At 46.0% G+C, this 21,530-nt stretch carries 20 protein-coding genes; 4 read left to right on the top strand and 16 right to left on the bottom strand.

Translation table 11 applies throughout. From position 1 onward, the window contains the following. Positions 1-124 precede the first annotated feature (124 nt). A complete protein-coding gene (locus RE469_07755) occupies positions 125-637 on the top strand; it encodes a cytidine/deoxycytidylate deaminase family protein (GenBank protein WMT44092.1) in 513 nt (170 codons plus the stop codon). Between the two features lie 142 nt (positions 638-779). Further along, positions 780-1,436, top strand: coding sequence for a DedA family protein (locus RE469_07750; protein WMT44091.1), 657 nt, complete (start codon positions 780-782; stop codon positions 1,434-1,436). A gap of 388 nt (positions 1,437-1,824) precedes the next feature. On the opposite strand, the gene RE469_07745 is transcribed toward RE469_07750, so the two are convergent. The 5 genes from RE469_07745 to RE469_07725 all read right to left on the bottom strand — a co-directional run bounded on the left by RE469_07745 (position 1,825) and on the right by RE469_07725 (position 6,096). Beyond that, a complete protein-coding gene (locus RE469_07745; protein ID WMT44090.1) occupies positions 1,825-2,214 on the bottom strand; it encodes a succinate dehydrogenase in 390 nt (129 codons plus the stop codon). Position 2,215: 1 nt separating this feature from the next. Then, on the bottom strand, positions 2,216-2,629 hold the full coding sequence (locus RE469_07740; GenBank protein WMT44089.1) for a succinate dehydrogenase: 414 nt from the start codon (positions 2,627-2,629) through the stop codon (positions 2,216-2,218). A gap of 1 nt (position 2,630) precedes the next feature. Next, the gene (locus RE469_07735) at positions 2,631-3,356 is read right to left on the bottom strand and encodes a succinate dehydrogenase iron-sulfur subunit (protein WMT44088.1); all 726 of its coding nucleotides are present in this window, start codon (positions 3,354-3,356) and stop codon (positions 2,631-2,633) included. Positions 3,357-3,366: 10 nt separating this feature from the next. Next, positions 3,367-5,067, bottom strand: coding sequence for a succinate dehydrogenase/fumarate reductase flavoprotein subunit (locus RE469_07730; protein ID WMT44087.1), 1,701 nt, complete (start codon positions 5,065-5,067; stop codon positions 3,367-3,369). Between the two features lie 579 nt (positions 5,068-5,646). Next, positions 5,647-6,096, bottom strand: coding sequence for a chromate resistance protein (locus RE469_07725; GenBank protein WMT44086.1), 450 nt, complete (start codon positions 6,094-6,096; stop codon positions 5,647-5,649). 369 nt (positions 6,097-6,465) lie between these two features. Here RE469_07725 and hsp20 point away from each other — a divergent pair, with 369 nt between their 5' ends. Together hsp20 and RE469_07715 are read left to right on the top strand one after the other, a co-directional pair. Beyond that, positions 6,466-7,029 (top strand): archaeal heat shock protein Hsp20, encoded by a 564-nt coding sequence (hsp20, locus tag RE469_07720; GenBank protein WMT44085.1) that lies wholly within the window; start codon positions 6,466-6,468, stop codon positions 7,027-7,029. Positions 7,030-7,035: 6 nt separating this feature from the next. After that, on the top strand, positions 7,036-7,644 hold the full coding sequence (locus RE469_07715) for an ArsR family transcriptional regulator (GenBank protein WMT44084.1): 609 nt from the start codon (positions 7,036-7,038) through the stop codon (positions 7,642-7,644). 6 nt (positions 7,645-7,650) lie between these two features. Here RE469_07715 and dph5 read toward each other — a convergent pair whose 3' ends face one another. The 11 genes from dph5 to alaS all read right to left on the bottom strand — a co-directional run bounded on the left by dph5 (position 7,651) and on the right by alaS (position 21,519). Next, positions 7,651-8,415 (bottom strand): diphthine synthase, encoded by a 765-nt coding sequence (gene dph5 / locus RE469_07710; GenBank protein WMT44083.1) that lies wholly within the window; start codon positions 8,413-8,415, stop codon positions 7,651-7,653. Position 8,416: 1 nt separating this feature from the next. Beyond that, positions 8,417-9,634: an enolase C-terminal domain-like protein gene (locus RE469_07705; protein ID WMT44082.1), complete on the bottom strand. Its 1,218-nt coding sequence runs from the start codon at positions 9,632-9,634 to the stop codon at positions 8,417-8,419. Positions 9,635-9,668: 34 nt separating this feature from the next. Beyond that, positions 9,669-10,196: a gamma carbonic anhydrase family protein gene (locus tag RE469_07700; protein WMT44081.1), complete on the bottom strand. Its 528-nt coding sequence runs from the start codon at positions 10,194-10,196 to the stop codon at positions 9,669-9,671. A 21-nt stretch (positions 10,197-10,217) separates the two neighbouring features. Continuing rightward, entirely contained in the window at positions 10,218-11,132 is a 915-nt protein-coding gene (locus RE469_07695; GenBank protein ID WMT44080.1) for a carbohydrate kinase family protein, read from the bottom strand. 98 nt (positions 11,133-11,230) lie between these two features. Next, complete coding sequence (locus RE469_07690; protein WMT44079.1) at positions 11,231-11,554, bottom strand: hypothetical protein; 324 nt, start codon at positions 11,552-11,554, stop codon at positions 11,231-11,233. A 100-nt stretch (positions 11,555-11,654) separates the two neighbouring features. Then, positions 11,655-13,631 carry an ATP-dependent protease LonB gene (gene lonB / locus RE469_07685; GenBank protein ID WMT44078.1) on the bottom strand — a complete coding sequence of 659 codons (1,977 nt, stop codon included), beginning with the start codon at positions 13,629-13,631 and terminating at the stop codon, positions 11,655-11,657. 98 nt (positions 13,632-13,729) lie between these two features. Beyond that, positions 13,730-14,071, bottom strand: a complete 342-nt coding sequence (locus RE469_07680) for an archaellum operon transcriptional activator EarA family protein (GenBank protein WMT44077.1) — start codon at positions 14,069-14,071, stop codon at positions 13,730-13,732. A 145-nt stretch (positions 14,072-14,216) separates the two neighbouring features. Then, positions 14,217-15,959 (bottom strand): DUF2070 family protein, encoded by a 1,743-nt coding sequence (locus tag RE469_07675; GenBank protein ID WMT44076.1) that lies wholly within the window; start codon positions 15,957-15,959, stop codon positions 14,217-14,219. A 57-nt stretch (positions 15,960-16,016) separates the two neighbouring features. Beyond that, positions 16,017-17,087, bottom strand: a complete 1,071-nt coding sequence (locus tag RE469_07670; protein WMT44075.1) for an ATP-NAD kinase family protein — start codon at positions 17,085-17,087, stop codon at positions 16,017-16,019. Continuing rightward, positions 17,084-18,796 carry a site-2 protease family protein gene (locus RE469_07665; GenBank protein ID WMT44074.1) on the bottom strand — a complete coding sequence of 571 codons (1,713 nt, stop codon included), beginning with the start codon at positions 18,794-18,796 and terminating at the stop codon, positions 17,084-17,086. Before RE469_07665 ends, RE469_07670 begins: the two co-directional genes overlap by 4 nt. An 8-nt stretch (positions 18,797-18,804) precedes the next feature. Continuing rightward, entirely contained in the window at positions 18,805-21,519 is a 2,715-nt protein-coding gene (gene alaS / locus RE469_07660; protein WMT44073.1) for an alanine--tRNA ligase, read from the bottom strand. Between the last annotated feature and the right edge of the window lie 11 nt (positions 21,520-21,530).

Genomic DNA, 21,530 nt, shown 5'->3' with positions numbered 1-21,530 from the left:
TACAGTATTAGACTGGTTTCATTCAATTCTGGAAGGATGCGTTGCTAACCGGGTGTATTATATAGGGTCAGCAATATGTGCGGCTCTCTGAAAAACATTATTAAATGCTTCAAACTATGACTTTATGCAGAATGAAAGACCAACTTGGGACCAGTATTTCATGAGGATGGCTTTCCTTGCTGCTTCCAGATCAAACTGCACAAGGAGGAAAGTGGGGGCCGTTATTGTAAAGGACAAAAATGTCCTGGCCACTGGATATAACGGTCCTCCATCGGGGACTGTTCATTGTGACGTGGTTGGCTGCATTAGAGATGAACTTGATGTTCCTTCTGGGGAGAGGCATGAACTCTGCCGGGGTCTTCATGCCGAACAGAATGCCATAATCCAGGCAGCGGTTCATGGAGTCAGCATCAAGGATGCAGTTATCTATGTGACAACTCACCCATGTGTTGTTTGCTCCAAGATGCTCATGAACGCACAGATCAGGGAAATCATTTACGCACAGGGTTATCCGGACGAACTTTCGGAACTCATGCTTCTTGAAAGTGATATTAAAAAGAGGCACTTTGAACTTCCGGAAGGAGAGGTCAAGGCCATGCTCGGCGAGTTCTATGCAACTACCCCCGGTAGCGATTAAAGAAAGATTCAGGCATCAGGGCTTCTTTCTCTTTTTCATGAATCCAGAAATGGCATTTTGCATCGCCTGTGCACAGTAAAATGCTTCAGGAATTTTTCAGCCCTGTGATAATTCTTATATTATAGTTGTGTATGGGGCTTTCGTGATTCACATTGCCATTGCAACTGAGCTTGCTAATTTCGTAATAGGGCTCATACAGGCCTTGGGATACCCCGGCATCTTTGTTTTGATGCTCCTTGAGGGTCTTCTTCTTCCCATCCCATCTGAAGTTGTTATGGCATTCGGCGGTTATCTAGCCTTTTCAGGTGGCCTTCTTGGAGCCGCGGGCTTGCCAGCATTTATTATCCTGCTCGTTGTTGGTAGTCTCGGAAATCTTACTGGAGCTTATCTTGCTTATATGCTTGGGGATTATGGTGGAATTCCTTTAATACTGAGATATGGCAAATATGTAATGCTTGACGAATCTTCCATAAGGAGAACACACGAATGGTTTCTCAGGTATGGCCCACTCTCTGTCTTTTTCACGCGGCTTGTCCCCATATTCCGTACGTTCATATCCATACCTGCCGGAATTGCCAGAATGAACAGAGCATCATTCCTGCTGTTGACACTTGCGGGTGCCCTCATCTGGGACAGCTTCCTGATATATTTTGGATATATTCTGGGTCCGCACTGGGGTAGCATTCTTTCATACTTCGATGAGTACCAGTATGTGGCAATTGCAATCCTTATAGGAATAATACTGTGGTGGTTTTTATCAAAACTAAGCAAGAAGCGACAGCAGAGAACCGTTTCTTGAAGCCAGGTGTATGATACCTGCACTTCACAAATCATTATATCAAAATTTCACTGTGATTTTGCGCTGACAGGTTCTTGCGATGTTCCACCTACCTGTTTTTCTCTGTAATGACACATGATCGGATCAGTATGATCCGAATTCTGGCATCCTCAACTAGATCCTGGAAATTTTTGGGATGGTTTCGTGCCAGTGAGAATAAATCACAGGCAATGACAAATTTCTGACACTCCGTCACGGACTAGCCTGATGAATATGCTGTTTCATGGAAGCGATATTGTTTTTACAACGCCAATAAGAACTGAATTTTTTGCAATGTACGGATTCAACCCATAAGTTTCAACTGGTAACAGCTAAAATAGTACTGAACAGTAAAAAAGAGAGATGTCGCTTATGGAAGCGGTATCCTTGCAACGAGAACTGCAAGAATTGTTCCATAAACGACGGTAACGATGTACAGGGCTACCATTGCGTAATTTACATAGGCCTTGCCCCTTTCACCAATATTCAAATCCTTGATTATCCCGCCCAGGCCATTCACTGCATGGTAACTTATGACCCATACAAATACTATGAAGAACGTAAGCCACCAGACATTGTGCATATTTTCTATAACTGAGGTAAAGAACTGTATGGGATGTCCGAAGTCTATGTGCGCAACATAGAGGTGTACGCCAAGGAAGAATATGAGGAAGAGACCTGACGCAGCCTGAAACATTCTCCCAATGGAACCTGTGGAACTCCTTATTTCTCTCCCGCTGTTCATCTCAACTTCTGCCATATCAGCTCGCCCCCAGGAACATGTAGGCATAATACAGGAAAATGCCCAGAAGCACCATTGATATAACCTCGAATACGTAGAACATTGCCTTGTTATTTTCCAGTCCTATACCAAGCTCATTCAATGCAAGTCTTGTCCCGTTGGCACCATGATAGAATATGACCAGAGCAAGAAGAACATCCAGCACAAGGAACGAATCAAATGGGCCGTAGGTGACAGACGTTACCAGACTGTTGTACGTCGCCTTTCCCACGAGAAGATGCGAAAGTACGAACAGGTGAAGATAAAGGTAGAATACAATCACCAGTCCACTGAATCTGTGCATAGCGAACGCAAAGTATCCTATTCCCTTTCTGTAGAATTTCATCCAGCCCATGGGGCCTTCCCGCAGATTTTTCACGTTTTCCTCAACCATTTCAATGCCTCCTGAATAAACTTTGGAACTCATACTTGACCATGCTTCCCCTCAGCTTCTGTATTGCAAATGAAGGGTCCACTCCCTTGGGGCATGCTTCTGTACATTCACCAGCAAAATGGCACCTTGATGTCCCCTCAGGCCCACTGGCTACTTCGAGCCTGTATTTCGCCCCCTGATCCCTGCTGTCTGCGATGTATCTCCAGATTGCAGTCAGCGGTGCAGGACCAAGATAATCTGGATCGGAACCTTCAATTGGACATGCCGCCATGCAGATACCGCATTTGATGCACATGGAGTAATCAATGAATTCGTCAAATTGTGCCGGCGTCTGCAGTATTTCAGATTCGTATTTTCCATTCTCGTCGTCCCGTATAATGTAAGGTTTCACTTCCTTGTATTTGTCGAAAAAGCCTTCCATGTCCACAGCCAGGTCTCTGATGACCTTATAGTGCTTCATTGGCGCAACCTTGACCTTATCAGATTTCAGGCTTTCAATGGTCGTGGAGCAGGCCATATGGGGCTTGCCGTCTATTTCCATTCCGCAGCTTCCACAGATCTCCATCCTGCACGAATACCTGAATGAGAGGCTAGGGTCCATGTTCTCCTTGATGTAGAGGAGTGCTTCCAGAACAGTGGAAACTTTATCCTTTGGGACATTGAACGACTGCAGCTTCTGGTTGCCTTTCTCATCCGTTCTTGTGACTTCTACTACCAGTTCTTCCATATTATGCACCTCAGTATGACCTCACAGTTGGCTGCCACTTGGTTACAACAACAGGCCTGTATGTTAATGCTGGTCCATCCTTGGAGTATGTGGCTATGGTATGCTTCATGAAGTTGGCGTCATCGCGATCCGGGAAATCCCGCCTGTAATGTGCTCCCCTGCTCTCGGTTCTCTGAAGGGCGCCGGCGGTTATGATTTCTGCAAGATCAAGCATGAATCCCACCTCAAATGCCCATTCCAGCTCCAGGTTGAATGTGGATGCCTTATCCTGAATGGTGATCTTCTCATATCTTTCCTTCAGGGCCGCTATGTTCTTCAAGCTGTTTCTCAGCGGGTCCGCTGTTCTGAATACTCCAACATTCTTATCCATGTTGATTCTCAGATCTTCCCTGATCTTAGCTATGTTTTCTCCTCCATCTCTCTTGAGCATATCTTCCCAGATCCTCTTTTCCTCGTCATTGACCTGCGCCACGTCGAGATCCGATACCGAATGTGAAACGGCCCACTCAGCTGCAGCTATTCCTGCAACGTTGCCTAGTGCAAGGCATTCGTTCGTGGAGTTTGATCCCAACCTGTTTGCACCGTGAATGCTTACACAGGCGTTCTCCCCTGCAACGAACACCCCAGGTACTGATGTGGTGGTTTTTACGTTGGAATCTATGCCGCCCATTGTATAATGGGTTGCGGGGTGCACCGGGACAAGTTCGGTGTGGGCGTCAATGCCATTGAACTTCTTTGCTATTTCAGTAATCATTGGAAGCCTTTCATCCAGCTTATCCGCGATGTGCCGCATGTCCAGGTAAACGTATTCCATGTCGCCGTATTCGCCCTTAACGCCACGGCCTGCCTCGATTTCCCACATAATCGCCCTTGATACCACATCCCTGGATGCCGTCTCAAATTTATGTGGGGCGTAGGTTCCCATGAATCTTTCTTTTTTGCTGTTAAGAAGATATCCACCCTCAGCTCTTGCTGCCTCTGTTATGAGGATTCCGGATGGTACAAGGCCTGTTGGATGAAACTGTATGAATTCCATATCTTTCAAAGGTATTCCTGCTCTGTAGGCTATACCATCCCCATCTCCGGTCACTGAATGGGCATATGTGGCAAACTGGTAAAGCCTGCCGGCTCCACCCATTGCAAAAATAAGTGCCTTTCCCTGGAATACGACAAAATTTCCAGTCCTGAGATCTATTGTGGTTACGGAATTCAGCTGACCCCCATTGAGAATCAGTTTGGTCGCAAAATACTCGTTGTAGAAATGAATATTATACTTCATAGCCCTGCTGAACAGAGTCTGCATTACATGGAAACCCGTTTTGTCTGCGGCGAAGGTTGCCCGGGGAAAACTCAGAGCACCAAAATCTCTCTGTGATATTGTCCCATCCGGGTTTCGGCTCCAGGGGCATCCCCAGTGATCTGTGGTATAAATCTGCTCAGGCACGAGTCTTACAAATTCTTCAATGGCATCCTGATCGCCAAGATAATCACTGCCCTTTATGGTGTCAAAGGAATGAAGGTCGAAGGAATCCTTTGGATTCAGGACGGCACTTGTACCACCTTCAGCCGAAACAGAATGAGACCTTAAGGGATAAAGTTTTGATACCAGCCCTACTGATAATTTCGGATTATATTCTGCTGCAGCTATGGCAGCACGAAGACCAGCCATTCCTCCACCAAGAATTAAAACGTCTTCCTTTATTTTTTCCAATTGAAATCGTATTAGGATGATTTCTATTAATATAGTTTTTTTTATAGATTCTACGGTGTGCCGCAGTCATAAATAGCGCAGTTTCAAATTTTTTTCACATGTCATGATGCTGGGACTTTCACGCAATGATAGATGCATTAGGTAGCGTCATTCCCACCGGAAATTCTTTCCTGTGAAAAGTCAGTTAACTTTTTGCGTGTTCATCCCTCAGCCTTTGTATAATTTATGCCGTAGTTTTTGGACCTAGCAAAACCTCCGTATCTCTCTTGAAATCCCGGACATGGTCTCATCCGAGAATAACATTTATCCACCCGAATTTTGCTCAATCCAATTCCATAGCCGGTATTCGCTTGCAATATTTTGCGCAGGAGACTTGGAAGAATTTGCCACGAAACGCAATGCAGGAGAAGACCTGTGAAGTACCTTCTTGAATCAGAAATCAGAAAGGATTGGGTGTAAATTAGACGAAGGTTAACTGTTCTAGACCTCGTAGAACTCAAGGCCTAATGAAGCTGGTCTTTAACCGTGGTAGAGTAATTTATTTCACAGGTTAATGGATAACACCATACATCATGCCCTTCATTTTCTACGTGATTCTAGCTTATACTTGCAATAAGCGTAGAGTGCGTCATAGACGGGAAATTGCTTATCCATGTTTTCATGATCATTCTTCGATATCAACCTAAAACCCTGTGCGATGGATTTCAGACCCGGCGATTCTGGTACTGCCATAGCTTCGTGAGCATCAGCTGCCCTGACGATCTTTGCAAGTTCCTTAAGAGCAGGATCAGACAGTTTGTATTTTCTCATAACAGCGTCAAATGTCACTCTCTCCTCGCCATCCTCATGGTAGTGATTGAGTTCCGCCCCCTCCACATCAAATGGAATTGCTGAAAGTTCTCTGGAATCTTTCATAACTTCACCCGCCGGCACAAAGATGAACTCAGGATTGTCGTCTATAAATCTGGAAATCAGCCATGGGCAGGCTATTCTATCTATTGCGGCCTTCTCCCTTGTTATCCACTTCATGTTATCAAATACGTACCATTTGCTTGATTATAAGACGTTTGGAACGTATACACATTCCGCCTTTCTCTTTTTTCCATTTGTACTGAAATCTTGTTTTCTCTGAAAATGTCAGAATCAGGACAGCATCATTGATTGGAAAACAGCATACCGGCCCGTAAGAATTAGCCCCCAAGAGAAACAGAAGCTGAGAATTTTCTGAACCGCATCTGGTACACCACTCGTGAACTGCACGTGGGATTAGGCATGCAGGAAGTAATCTTCTCCGGCATTAATGCTCTTGCAAGGTAAAATTGACTGTCTACATAATATTTTTATACTAAATTGTAATCTGTTGTTGTCAACTAATGGTTGACAACAGGAGGATAAAATATGGCAATAAGAAGAAAGAGGGATGAAGACGACTGGAGAACCCCCTGGGACGAAGAATTTGATGACATGTTCCGGGACTTTGGCTTCGACTTTGACAGATTCAATGACAGGCTGATGAGGATATGGGACAGGTTCCTCAAGGATCCGGATGTTAAAACCTACGGACCATACGTGTATGGTTTCTCCTACAAAATTGGCCCAGACGGTAAGCCGGTATTCGAGGAATTCGGCAATGTGCCCAGAAACATGATACCTGGGGCTTCAGAGGCTGTTGAAAAGGATGTCAGGGAACCAATGACTGATTTCAACGAGGACAAGAACAAGGTATACCTCACCTATGAGCTTCCAGGCATATCCAAGGAGGACATCGAGCTGAATGTCTCTGAAAGGAATGTCACCATAAATGTGCGCAACGGACCAAGGAAGTACTACAAGAGCATGGACTTTGAGTACGATATCAAGCCGGAAACTGCAAAGGCAAAGTTCACCAACGGAATACTTGATCTGACAATTGACAAAGTTGACGGTGACAAGACCAGCGGAAAGAAGATCCAGATAGAGTGATGGGAAATGATTGACGATGACCTTGAGGCTTTCATAAGTGCAATAGAGAACTCAACCCGCAGAGAAATACTGAGGAGCCTCATCATCGATCAGTCTTATGCCCTGCAGATCAGCAGGATCATAGGTGTTTCACAGCAGGCCATCAATAAACAGCTGGATCTGCTGGAGAAGGCAAACCTGATTTCATCTGCAGGGTATGCGCCCAGCAATCTCGGCGCCAGGAGAAAAATTTACAGGCCCACGGGATTCTCCACCCTTGTGGCGGATTATTCCCGCAATTTTATAACGGTCAAAAGATATGAAATCCCACTTGAGCCCAACAGTATGGAAGAACGGGAGAATATTCACATAGAAAAACCATCAGAACTTCTGAAGAAGATAGGTGATGTGGACCACCAGATTGACGAACTCATGAGAGACAGAAATAAGCTCATTGCAATAAAGGACCATCTCATGGGAAAGATAAACTCATACATATCAACAATGGTGCCCGATCCCACCTCCAGGCTGGTTCTCATATATTATGTGGACAGTATGGATCCGGAATATGTTAGCCGGAAACTGAATTTGCCACTCAACCTTGTTATGCAGATTGTGGAAACATATTTCAGATAGGCACACTCACTCTAACTTAGTGCAGAAAAGGCCCATAAATTCCGATTCTTTCTCGGTCAGATCTGCCGGGAAAATCAGGGAGGAAGGGCTTGTTTTCCAGCTTATTTTTGATAACTTTTCAAAGGTGCCGTATGAAAGGTTTTCTCCAGCCTGACTCACCCTGGAAGCGACCACAAACGTGGAATCATTCTTAACAACGCCGATACCGTGCCTTTCTTCAAGTTGTTTCAGGTAGCTGAAAGCCTCTTCAGGGTACATTGTGCGGTTATCCTTGAGATCAAGAAGAATTATGGTGTGAAAGCCCATCTGCCTGTTTCTCCCCAGCTTATCCAGCACGCTCCTTGGACTGAATCTTTCCGTCAGAAATGGAAGTGAAACAGGGGGCCCCATCCTGTAGGGGAGAAGACCCACCTTTCCTGGCAGTGCTGTCAGGATTGAGGCATTTTCAACCACGTTCACCGCAACGCCAGCTGAAATGGCATCGAGGCGCAGCTGGTTATGTGTTGTGGCCGAGAGAGGATCACCAGTTACAATGATACAGACATCATGATCTCTGGCTTCCATCAAAAGTTCAGCCGGATTCTCCATATCTTCCCGGCCCAGTGGAAAAATATGTTTGCTGGTGATTGATGATATCTCGCTGACTACTTCCGCCGGAGAGACTGACGTGTATGTCTCAAAATATATCCTCTCACATTTTGACAGGATTCTCATTTCCCCAAGGGTTACACTGTCAACACCCCGCAGGCCAATCCCGAGAATATGTATCATATCAGCTGCTGTTTATCTCTTCCTCTATCCTGATGAGTTCATTCAATTTAGCCAGTCTTTCTCCACCGATTGTACCTGTCTTTATGAATATGGACCCGAATGCCACCGAGAGATGCGCTGCAAAATCGTCTGTGGTTTCACCGCTTCTGTGGGAAACAGTGTTCCGAATTCCTGCCGCGGTTGCAAGGCGTACAGTCTCAGCAGTTCGTGAGAGCGAACCGATCTGGTTTACCTTTATGAGAATCCCATTGGTGGACTTCTTCTCTATCCCCATCTTGAGCCGCTCTGGATTTGTTGTATACAGATCATCGCCTACTACCAGGTTCTTCTGGGAGATCTTTTTGGTTATCTCGGCAAAGCCATCAAAATCTGTATCCACCATTGGGTCTTCTATGAAGTAGAAATCGTGGTCCCTGGAGAATGATACCGCATAGTCTATCTGCTGATCCCTTGTTTTTGGCCCGTCTTTGTATATGTATTTACCACCCTCATAGAATGAGTTGGCCGCAAAGTCCACTCCTTTGAGTATCCGCACATGGTACCTTGAAGATGTCTCCGAAACAGCCTGATGCATTATTTCCAGAGCTTCCTCATCGCTTATGTTCGCAGTCCATGCCTTCTCATCGCCAAGGCCAACACTTGTGCCCTTCAGCTTTTCAGACAGGATCTCCCCAATTCTTCTGTGGGTCATTGCGTTTATGTACGCTGACTGAATAAAAGTGTCTGCCTGAGCCGAAACTAGGAATTCCTGTATTGTTGTGCCCTCTTTGGAGTGTTTTCCGCCACCGATTACATTTCCCATGGGTCTCGGGAGAGATCGTGCGAAAGCTCCTCCAACATAGCTGTACAGAGGTATTCCCAGATAGGAGGCTACAGCCCGGGCGTTAGCCACGGAAAGCGCTGTGGAAAGGTTTCCACCCACATTCTCCATGTATTCCGATCCATCTGTTTCCATTATGGTTCTGTCAAAGCCCGTCTGATCCATTGCGTTATATCCGATGAGTTTGGACCTCAGCTTCTCCTCGAAAAATTTTATGGCGCCATCCGGACCTGATTTGGGAAAAGCCTTCATCTCAGTGTCCCCGGTGCTGGCACCGGAAGGAGCAGAGCATCTTCCCATCACATCTTCAATGAATAAATCCACCTCTACCGTGAAGTTACCCCTGGAATCGATTATCTTCCTGACCCTTATGTCATCTATTGGCAGTTCGTTCATCATGAGTTGATCAGTGCTTCCGGCATCTTAAATTATTTCATTGCTCAATCCTGTGCAGGTTGGTTTTATATCTTGAGGCAAAGCTGTTGTAGTTTGCCTTGTACTTTGTCCAAAGGTCCATGTAATCCTGGCTCACACTGCCTATTACCTTTGCTGGAACACCAACCGCAATGGCCTTCTCCGGAACCTCAAAGTTATTTTTCACAACTGCGCCCTCGCCTATTGCTGCCCATGTTCCTATGTGGGCAAAGTCAGATACCACAGCGCCCATGCCTATAACAACCCAGTCGGATATTTTTGGCGTATGTATAACGGACAGGTGCCCCACTGTAACATGATTCCCTATAACAGTTGTTTCTCCCGGCCTTGCGTGTACAACAACATTATCCTCAATTGCACTGTAATCTCCAACAACTATCTTCCCGTAGTCTCCCCTCAAGACCGCACCAGGACCTACCCATACCTCTTTTCCAATGGTCACATCACCAATCACTGTTGCATCCGGGAAAACAAAAGCGCTTGCGTCAACCCTGGGCTCTCTGCCTTCAAATGTATATAACGCCATTGTACCTGATCTCCTGGCGGATTAATCTTTTTGTGGAATGATCAGGTCCTCAGCCTCTGATTGGAATATATCAAAAATATCAGATGCAGTATAATTGAATTCCCGCAGTGGTTTCTGTACAGCCAGTCCGGAAACTATTGAGCCCACTGCGCAGCTGTGGGCCATGTCCAATCCCCTGTAAATGCCAAGGTAGAAGCCAGCCCTGTAGGCGTCTCCTGCACCGATTGTGTCAAACACAACTTCGGATTTCCTTGACTTTATTTCCGTCCTGCCGTTGGATCCATACAGCGTTGACCCACTTGCGCCTCTGGTGACAATGGTCTCCGGCGTCATACCAATTACCTGCTCCTCAGGTAAGCCCAGAATTTTTGACGCAACAGAAAGCTCGTGTTCATTTAAAATCCAAAGACTGCTGGCTGAAGCCATCCGGATTATGTCATCCCGTGAATATCTGTAGGATATTTCCTGGCCTGGATCAAAAACCTTCTTTCCCTTTATATTTTCTGCAACGTTAATATAATCGTCCTGCGGACCGGTACCAAGGTGAATCCACCTGTACTCTGAATCTTCTTTGAGAACAGCTTTGGAGAACGGCTCATCCATGGGACCCTGGTAAATATAATAGACCTGATCTTTGCCGTCCGTGGCAGAATAACAAATTGGGCCGTAATCCCCGGATATGTAAATGTGTTCAGTATCTATATCCCTTGAATCCAGGAACTCCAGGAACTTACCATGTGAGTTCCGGGATACGGCAGAATAAAGATGGAAGGGTACTCCCAGAGAAGATGCAACGACTGAGAAATTTCCGGCGGTACCACCGTAGTTTTCCTCATGACGCTGGATATTAACCGATCCCCTGCATGGCAGCGATGGAACGCGCATAACAACATCTATGTTGAGATGACCGAAAAAGGCCAGAAAATTTTCTTCCATGCTCTGGAATTACCCTTACATTAATAAGATTCGCAGGAGGAGATTGGAAGACCACGCCCGATTGCGTAAAAATGCTTGGTTCTTTCCATAGACGCAGCTCAAAGTGATAATTGAACCCGTATCATTTTTTTGAACATATGAGGCACAAGATTTTCCGGAGTTTCGTCGGGAAATGGCTCATTCACAGGTTCCAGTAGTCCTCCAGTGCTTTGCATGAATGCCATCAGATCACTCTCATTGTCATAAACAACCGTAATCCCACTGGTGTCCGGTCCGATTCCTGCAGATACTATGGCATTTGATATCTGCGGTTCACCAGCAACCAGCATCATGAAAAGAGATTCTTTGAGTCTGATGCGTGACTGCGACTGAAGTCTTTCTGCCCTGTGGAATGATATGAGAATTTGCTCCCTGGAGACCACTCTATTTGAATCAAGAATACAAAAAAATCCAGTATGATTTCTCTTCACAAATGTTTCAGGTGACGGGATTTGTCTTCCCGCCAGTTTAAATGATTTTAGCTCAGGCTGCATTGGCTCCGGTGTTTCCCTGCTTCGGGCCGAATAGCTTTGGATTCAGGAAGTCCGCAACTCTGGACAGGAACCTCTGCTTCTCGGGGCTTGCAATCAGGGCATTTTCCCAGACCTCGCTGATGTTAGCCACGGGAACTACCTCAATGCGATCCTTGTGAAGGCTGTCCAGTACGATGTCGCCGAAGTTGGCAGCTGGTACAACAACCCTTTTCATCCCAGCTTCAATGGCTGCTTCAACCTTTGCCGTAACACCACCAACTGGAAGAACTGCCCCCCTGACGCTAAGGGATCCGGTCATGGCTACGGTCTGATCAACGGGTATGTTCTCTATGGCCGATATTACTGCAGTTGCAATTGAAACACTGGCTGAATCTCCTTCAACACCTTCGTACGTCCCGATGAACTGGATGTGTATATCCATGTCTGAAATGTCCTTGCCGCTGAGCTTCTTGAAGACAGCTGATACGTTCTGTACGGCTTCCTTGGCTATTTCTCCCAGTTTGCCAGTAGCGACAACCACGCCATTGCCCTTGTGCTGGGCAGGCGTTACTTCTGCCACGATTGGCATGACAATTCCTGTATAGTCAGCCATTCCGGAATTTGCACCGACAACAGCCAGTCCGTTAACCATTCCAACCGCTGACCCTTCGCTGTGGAAAGTCTGGTATGACTTTCTTATCTGGATTGATCTGTCTGCGACCTGCTGTTCCAGAGGCTTGCTCAGTGCCTTTGCCCTTACAACCTGGTCAGCCGTAACAACATCGGCCTTCTCGCTTATGGCAATGTCACCGGCGACTCTGATGAGTCCACCCAGTTCCCTGAGCCTCAGGGTGAGCTTGCCCTTCCTGCCGGACCGCCGCTGTGCTTCCTTTATTATTTCTGTAACTGCACCAATGTCAAAGTGAGGTATCTTCTTATCCTTGAGGACTTCCTGAGCGATGAATTGAACAAGTTTATGCCTGTTCTCTTCAGTATCTTCCATAGTGTCGTTCACATAGACTTCATAACCGTAACCTCTGATCCTTGATCTCAATGCTGGGTGAATTCCCTGCACTGCGTCAAGGTTTCCCGCTGCAACCAGAACAAAGTCACATGGCACAGGTTCAGTCTGAACCATTGCTCCGGCACTCCTCTCACTCTGTCCGGATATCGAAAACTTCTTCTCCTGCATGGCGGTAAGGAGAGCCTGCTGGCTCTCCATCCTGAGCAGGTTCATTTCGTCAATGAATAGGACCCCCTTATTGGCCTTATGAATGTTTCCGGCCTCCACCCTTTCATGTGCCGGAGTTTCCAGACCGCCGGACTGGAAAGGATCGTGCCTGACATCACCCAGTAGCGCACCGGAATGGGCTCCCGTGGAATCAATGAACGGTGGTTTATCATTCGGCGTGTGCGATACCAGTAGCTTTGGTACCATTGCCTTCTCCATCCTCATGGCCGGGTTAAGCGCCATGAACATATAGATGAAGAAAGCTATTATTACTGTGAAAAAGAGAATATTGAGGCTAAGGCCGAAATCCTTGTTGCTTGCATAAAGTATTCCGGCAGCTATAATTCCAAAGAATATTATGGCAAAAACCACAAACAGTACTCCTCTGGATCTGTCCTTCTTCTCCCTTTCAGCCTTTAGCTGATATTGCCTTACAATTTCCTTGCCTTTCCCGGCCGGAAGAGTTTTGATCTTCGGTCTGTTTGAATCCTCTGGATTTGGAAAAACTAGTATATCCTCCAATTCATCCTTGGGAAGGAAGTCAACCATGGACTGAGCCAGCATGGATTTGCCCGTTCCAGGCTCGCCGATGAGAAGAACATGTCTCTTCTGTATGGCCGCCTTCTTGACAACCTCCCTTGCTTCCTCCTGTCCGATGACTTGGTCAAACAGCATTCTGGGTACCTGCACGTCCTTCGTGGACGTAATACTCAGCTTCTTGACCCATTCATCAACAGATTCAACCGTAGTATCCACCTCTCACTCCATTTAATTTAGATAATTAAGTCTTTCTTATGAAAATTTTGAAAAAATAACGAAGCCGACGGAAGTTGGTTTAATGATAATTAATAGAATCAGCCTATTTCCACTGCAAATACTTTCTTGTGGTTAAACATGGTTTTCAGTGCCTTTACGTCCTCAATGAAGTCCGTGTTGATCTTGTAATACTTGAAGCCGTTTTTCGACTGCTCGAATGATACGAGACCCAGCCCAACCAGAGATTCCTCCCCGGTATATCTTACTCCCAGCCCTTCAAGGCATCCCTTCACATTGGAAGGATCAGATTTCACGGCTCTCGATATCTCGGAGAGATAGGATCTGTAGGGATGTATGGACAGGAGATAGAAGAGAACCTTCCTCCTTAATTCGCTTCTGTTTAGCGATCTGATTATATTTCCGTCGGCGACTAATTCCATACCATTATATAATTTAGGACATATATAAACATTTTTGTCTGACCAAGGATCGATCAGTTAACATGCAGGTATTCAAACACTGTTACCTACATAGACAATTGATCTGTCAGACAATAATTCCTGGATCAACAGGAGTGTGGATGTATTACAGGACTGGTACCAGATATCTGAAAATAGCTATTGAAGCAATTATGCTTGATGGAATGGTGATGATTATTGTGTACTTAGCCCTCCTCAGTGAATCAAATACAGAATCTATTAGCCTCTGGTAAGTATTTTCATCTCCCATCCTGACCTTTACATTAACTGTCTTCATGCCAACTTCAACATCAGTGACAGATTCCATGGCCTTTTCAACTGTGCGCGCTATGAGCCCAACAATATCGTCAATATTTCCATCTTTCCCAAGGGGGTTGACGTCCAGATTGCTGGCATTGACATAGTGGTTGTCAGTTGTGTATATTTCAAGAGATGCAATCCTGTCAGCTGCTCTCTTTCTGGCTGCCTCAATAACTTCCCTGGTCACGTTGTTTGAATCCGTAAGCACGGTTGCCTGGTATTTTCCCTGTATTTCAGTGACAAGCGCCTGAACTCCCATTGAACCCAATTCAGGAAGAGGCTCATAAATCCGGTAATATCCAATCCTTGATGGATACTTTGATTCCAGCCTCTTTAGTTCGCGTTCAAATGCCTTCTCCATGCCGTCACAGGCATCGAGCTCAAGAGCTTTTTCCGTAAAGAAATTCTGTGCGTCTATTGCAGCAAATTCCTTGAGAGTGCTCCTCTCCACATGGTGTATTATCTTGAGGCCCTCCTTGAGTTTAACATCGTCAAATGGTTCCCGTTCAGGAATTATTGCCCCAAGGCCAAAGTCTCCAAACCTCTGCATTCCTATGACATACTTGCCAACATTGATCTTCTTGAAGCGCGACATGAGCCTGACATAATCCATGTCCTGAAGTGATGTTCTTACGGCGGATGCAATCTCGTCTATGTCATCATCGCCTGAACAGTTGTTGCTGTTTGTGGTTGTGGTATGGAAAACCATCAGGTCTGTTCCAAGATCGGAAAGCCTTGTCTGAAGTCTTTTTGGAAGATCACTTGAACCGAGGGTTCCAAAGGGCCCGGGATGCACATATGGAAAGACCAGTGTTGTCATGCGGGATCCGTCGGCCACTCTCCTGATATCCATCACCTTGACTGGGACACGCCTCACGTGTCTATACAGCCTTCCAAAGAAATTGTTACCAACCTCCTGGCTGACTTCTTCGTTGTTGTAATTCAGAAACATCTTTATGATCTTGGCTGGGCTTTCACCATACTCCCTGGCAAACCCACGAGTTGAACTCTTGACAAAGATCACACCGCATGCTATGTATATGACCGAAGACACGACGAATGGTATTATTGTGAGCCATTCCTGGAAGATAATTGAAAGGGCTACCATTGCTGCAAATGTATAATTGAGTGTGGGTGGGATAAACTTGAGCGGCCTGTCAGAATAATATGTATAGAATATCAAAACCCTCAGCAGAGTGGCTGAAGATATGGATACCATAAGCATGATCTCAGGATTGGTGAATATCCTGGAAAAATACACAGCCCAGAAGAAAATTGAGGCGATAAGGAGCGACAGAAAATCAAGAAACAGGATCCTTCTAGCCGGGAAATAAACCTGGGCAATCTTCACAAAAAGCATGTCGATGCCTATTACCAGAAGGTATGATCCAAGGACTCCGATAATGACCAGATAGACATTCCTGAGAAGGAAATAATCAAACGCCAGTATAACCACTGTTAACCAAATGATTGTGTACCATCTGGGAGACCTTTTCACAAATTTTGAAAGATCAGAAAAGCCACGGTTTTCTGAATCAGTTTTAATCAACCTTAGAGTATCCGCATCACATAATTATAGATTTTGATAGATTCCGGTAAAACCGTGTTATTGTTCCACTTTAACCATCTTAAATTTGCCATATCCATATAACACTCTGACATATTGTGGAAAGTCGATTTTTTCGCCACCAGTATCGATGTAGAGAACTTTAAGGTTTTCAAGTTTCCTCGGGGATGCTATAACAGTTATGTTGCGTGGATCGATCTTTTTCAGTACCCTGGGCGAAATTTCTCTGTTTCCTCTGCCAAGCAAAAAGCCCTGCCCTCCAATGGGAGAAATGATCATCCTTGTACTGCTGCTGGCTATCTCGTACAGTCTCGCCTCATTCATGCTGGTTTCCATGATTCTGCCATTTCTGAACAGATCGAACCCAAGAATGCTCCCCTTCTGACCGAAAAGTGCCAGAACGCTCTTGCATGTTGTACCCGGACCTATGAGGTAATCAACATCATTTTCAATGTGATCATGAATGTATTCCGCGGCGTCCTGAACATAATCATCTGTATATTCCGCCTTTGATTCCATAAGTATCCTGCTGCTGTTTGGCACCAGAAGTTCTCCGTAAAACCTTGTCTCTATCCTGCCTGTGGAATAGACTCTTTCATCAAGATCTATGACCTCTGATGGTACAAAATCTTCCACCATTCCGGATGCGACATCATTAAAGACCCTGACAGCAGAGTCCAGGCTGATGGCAAAAACAGAACTGTACATCTTTGAACCTGCCGGGACACCAATTACTGGAAATGTAGGATGCGCATCCACAATGTCCCTTGCAGTCCCGTCTCCACCAAAAAAGACAAGGATGCCAGGAGATCTCTTGGAGAGTATTTCAATAAATTTCTTTGTGTCCATTGAAGTTGAAGGTTCAGCCGGATCATAGATAGTCCTGTAGTTATCAAGGCCTGTAATAGTGAATGCCTTTTCACCCATATCTCCTGAGGGTATGAAAAAAGTGATGTTTTCAGGGTTGATTCTTCTCAGGAATTCCACAGCAAGGGCGAGAGACACTGATTCCCTGCATTCACTCATCTTCATGTAATCCGATCCCTTCATCCCGTGCATGGCACCACATCCTGCTATGGGATTGATGAAGAAACCTGCAATCATGATCATGTCACCCTTATGAATGCCACCGCCGCGGAATATGTGCTGTTGTATGCCACAATCTCCCATGCGTCGACAAGATGGGGCATCATAAAAGTAAGGTTCAGAGTGGTGCTGCTGAGATGGGCATTCAGGGAGAAGGGTTTAATTGGCACCACTGATCCATTCACGGATTCTACAAGTGTACCAGAGGTAAGTGGCACGTAATAAGTGTAGTTCACAGCAGGAGACACAAGGGAAACCACCGAGAGATTGGAATTAGCCGGTGGCGTCAGTGAGATTGAGAACTGCTGGCTTTTATTCACTGACATGTAAAGGGGTGCCTGGTTGTTGAACATGAAAGCCCTGGTGAGATTCACGCTGATAACAATCACTGAAAAAGTCTTGACTACGCTGCCTGAATATACAGAAATCGTGAACTGATTGAACCCTGGGTGCACTGAACCGCTGGTGTTCAGATCGAGGCTGTAACCGTAATCCTGCCCGGGCGATATTGATTTACTCTTTCCGGAAAGCGTGAAGGCAACGGATGGGGAGATCTCGAATGCTGGAACCATTGTTGAGGAACCAGTGTTGTTTATCTCCATGTTTACAGCCACTGAGCTGTTCCCCTGATATGTGACGAAGTTTAGTTGAGAAGCCGAGATTGTGAAGCTGTTAAGGGAAGTCTGAAATGGAAATGGCGCTATGCCCACTACGATCACAACAAGGGCAACTGCGGCAAGAACCTTGGCATTTGATCTCAGCCTGAAGTGGTTGTTAAGGGGCTGCGGTCCACGTAATCCCACAAGAAGAGCAAATACAGCGAGAACTATCCAGGGTGGATATATGACTCCAAGGCCAAGTATGGCGAGAACCGAAAGATATGAAAGGTAAACGCTTCTTTTCCCGAATACGGCTGAGGATATAAGCCCGCCATCCAGGAAGCCCAGCGGAAGAGCATTGAAGGCCGTGGTTATTAACCCAGCCCAGCCAGCAAGGGCAAGTGGATCCAGAATCCCATTGGATGGCACCATGCCCATGGATATGATCTGGAGCAGAATTGGCGAGCCAATCCTTTCCACAGGGGAATTTACCACTGCTGCAGAGGGTGGGTAATAGAATGTAAGGACCGACCCCAGCACATAAAAAATAGTTGAAATAACAAGACCGAACAATAAGGAATATGATCCTATTTCAATCATTGCCTTCCTGCTGGTGTACGGCTTGCTGGGTGCATTTATAATACCCATGGTGCCAATTCCCAGAGGATCTGGCACGAAAATCGGAAAGGTGTATGACATCCCGTTTTTCTTGAGTGCCACGTACTTGCCCGCCTCTCTGGCTCCAAGCACAACCGAAAGCGGCAGAAGGAAGAATATTATGCCTGAAAAAATGTTTCCCGCCAGTCCTGATTCCGGAAAATATGAGGCCTGATAAACAATCCCAAAATAGGCTGTGCTCACCAACGAGGCTGCAAGCAATAAAAGCTTGAGGAATTTATTACCGCTCTGCCTTGGCCTGTCTATGATTATTATTTCATCCGACGAACTGCCGTTGGTGAATGCAATATACCCCAGTGCTTCCAGGTCCCTGACCAGCCTGTCAAAGTATTCCTCCGGATAATCGTCCAGGTTCTGTGTCTTTATAACCACTGAATCCTCAAGCTCATTTATTGAGGAGATGTCGTAATATCTGGCAACCACGTTCCTTATGGCATTAATGGATTCGTTTTTCATCTATTCCTTCAGCTGTGCTTCTCATCTAAAATCCGGCTTATTAATTTTTCATCTGGGAACCAAGAAATTCCAGTTATGGTTATATGCCTGCCGGATCCTGCAATTTTTCCGGAAAGATGCTTAACGATTTCCACAGCAAGGAGCCTTGCACCCTCGTTTCCGTCTGATATTATGCGCACTTCTAGGGCATTCGCATTTCCATATGGCACCACAGCTGTTCTTATCTTCCTTGAAAATATTGCAGCCACCAGAGCCTTGAGCACATCCGGGTCGGATACCTGATGCAAAAGTAACACAATATCCCCGGCGGACGAGACGGAAGATCCTTCTGAGATTATCCTGTCCACCTCTTCCTTTATGTGCCTGTCCCTTTCCTTCTTGAGAGAAAGGTTCTCCCGGAATAGCCTCTCAACAGACGTGGACAGATCTTCCGGCTTTACAGACAGCATTGTTTCCAGATAAAGCTCGGATTCATACATTTCCTGCACAAATTCCAAGGCTGCGTCCCCAGCAGCGAATATTATCCTCTGGATGCCCTCCTGCAGGGTCTCCACCCTGAGTATTTTCAGGAAGCCGATCTCCCCTGTTGATCGAAGGTGGGTACCTCCACAGCCTTCTGCATCCACTCCCTGAATCTCAACCACACGGATTTCGCGGCCTTCGGGAACGCCTCCCTCAAACAGTCTGAATCCGTATTTTGAAAGCGCGGTATTCCATTCAATGTTCCTGACGGTTATGGGCCGGTTTTCAGTTATATGAAGCAGGCATCTTCTTTCTACTTCTTTTATTTCTTCAGGTGTCAGGCGTTTGAAATGTGTGATGTCAAGCCTTGATCTTTCGGTACCCTTCTGGACACCGCTCTGCCATACATGGTTTCCGAGAACCTCTCTCAATACGCCCAGTAGAAGGTGAGTGGCGGAATGGTGGACCATCAGCCTTCTCCTCCGCACGTAGTCGATATGGCCGATTATCCTTGATTTCTCAGGGATTGCTGAAGAAATGGTATGAACGACTGCCTGCCTGTGCCTGTGAACTGCAGTGACATCAACATTATGGCCTTTATATGTGAAGTATCCAAGATCAAAGGGCTGGCCTCCGCCTTCGGGATAGAAGGCAGTCTGATTTGTAATTATGTCATTTCCCCTTGAGTAAAGAACCACGGCATTGAACTCCTGCATTGTTGGATCGTCATAATACAGGGGCCTCGTGTATATATCCGGGAAACTGTCCGCCGGTGCCATTTCGGCCTTTGCGGTTTCGTGCCTCTTGACCACGAGAGAGTTGAAATCTTCGGGAATCTCAACTGACACACCCCGTTCCTTTGCCACAATTGATACGGCCTCTTCAGGAACTATGCCATATGAATCGTAGAGCGTGACGAGATCGTCCGCTGTAAGGGCCCTCTTCCTGTCAAACATGCGAAGCACCGTTGGCTGCGACTTTCTCTCGTTTTCAGTGAACTTTGCCTCCTCTATTCTGAGAGCTTCGGATGCAAATGCACTGGAATATCCTGGAAAGATCTCTGCAAGTGATTTCCAGTGCATGTCAATCAGATTTACCAGATTAAGGTCCGCCTGCAGATCCTTGATGGCCCGCATTGATCTCCTTATGAGCAGCCTGGCAAGGTATCCAACCTTAACGTTGGAAGGTATAACGAAATCCGAGAACAGAACCATGAGAGTTTTTGAATGATCAGCAAGGGTGAAGACGGACTTTGTGTATTCAAAAATACGATCCAGTTCCTCCCGTGTGACTGTTTTCTTTGAGGATTTCAAGATCTCCATAGATCTCTCGATCATCCTGGATCTGTTGAATGGTTCTTCCTGAACAGCGGCAGCAGAAAGTATGGAAAGCACAGTATTGTCCATTTTTCCGTCCCTGCTCCTGTTAACTATTTCCTGGACAACTTCTGGCATCACTGCCTGGTAGACTGTGGGAGTGGCCTGTGAAAGCCAGGTCAACCTCTCCAGGCCGTACCCCGTATCCACAATCTTCATCTCCATTCTGGAGTAGTGCTTGCCATCGATCTCGAATTCCCCGCTTTCGTCTTCACGAAGATCCATGAATACGAGAGTGGCAACCTCAAGACCCCTGACAAACACTTCGAAAGCATTGCCTCCATTTCCGCCACCTGACCAGGGTTTCTCCTTGAAAGTTATGAGCATACCGTCCACCCCCAGCCTTGAATTGAGAAAATCATAGCAATATTTCACAGTCTCCTCTTTCCAGTAAACATAACTGTCCGGGTAATTGAAAGCATCGTGGCAAAGCATCTCAAAGCACGTCAGATGCCTGCCGGTCTCCCCAACAAGATCGGTATCAGTCATTCTTATTGACGGCTGCGACATTGTGAGGGGGTTACCCGGAGGCTTCACCCTTCCAGATGTTACATGTGGTTGGAAATCGTAGATGGAGGCATTAACGAGAAGAACGTCGTCCCGCCATCTTGGAACCACCGGGTACGGGTCAACAATATGATGTGTTCCCTTGAAGAAAGACAGGAATGCCTCTCTCATTTCCTTGAGAGAATAAGGTTTCAGGACCGGACTGTTGCCTATGAATGAATAGGAATCGCATGGTGGATCTCCGCATGTCTTTCGTTCTGGATCGGAACTCCAGTAAAATGAGCCACACTTGATGCATTTCCGTTTTGTGAAACCAACACTTTCGAAGAATTGAAGATCAAGCTCTCCAGTCTTTTTTTCAACGCCGTTATCACTCATTTCAGTGGGAA

Origin of the sequence: Cuniculiplasma divulgatum (assembly GCA_031200235.1) — an archaeon.
Lineage (GTDB): Archaea > Thermoplasmatota > Thermoplasmata > Thermoplasmatales > Thermoplasmataceae > UBA509.
This window is presented reverse-complemented; position numbering and strand designations above follow the sequence as displayed.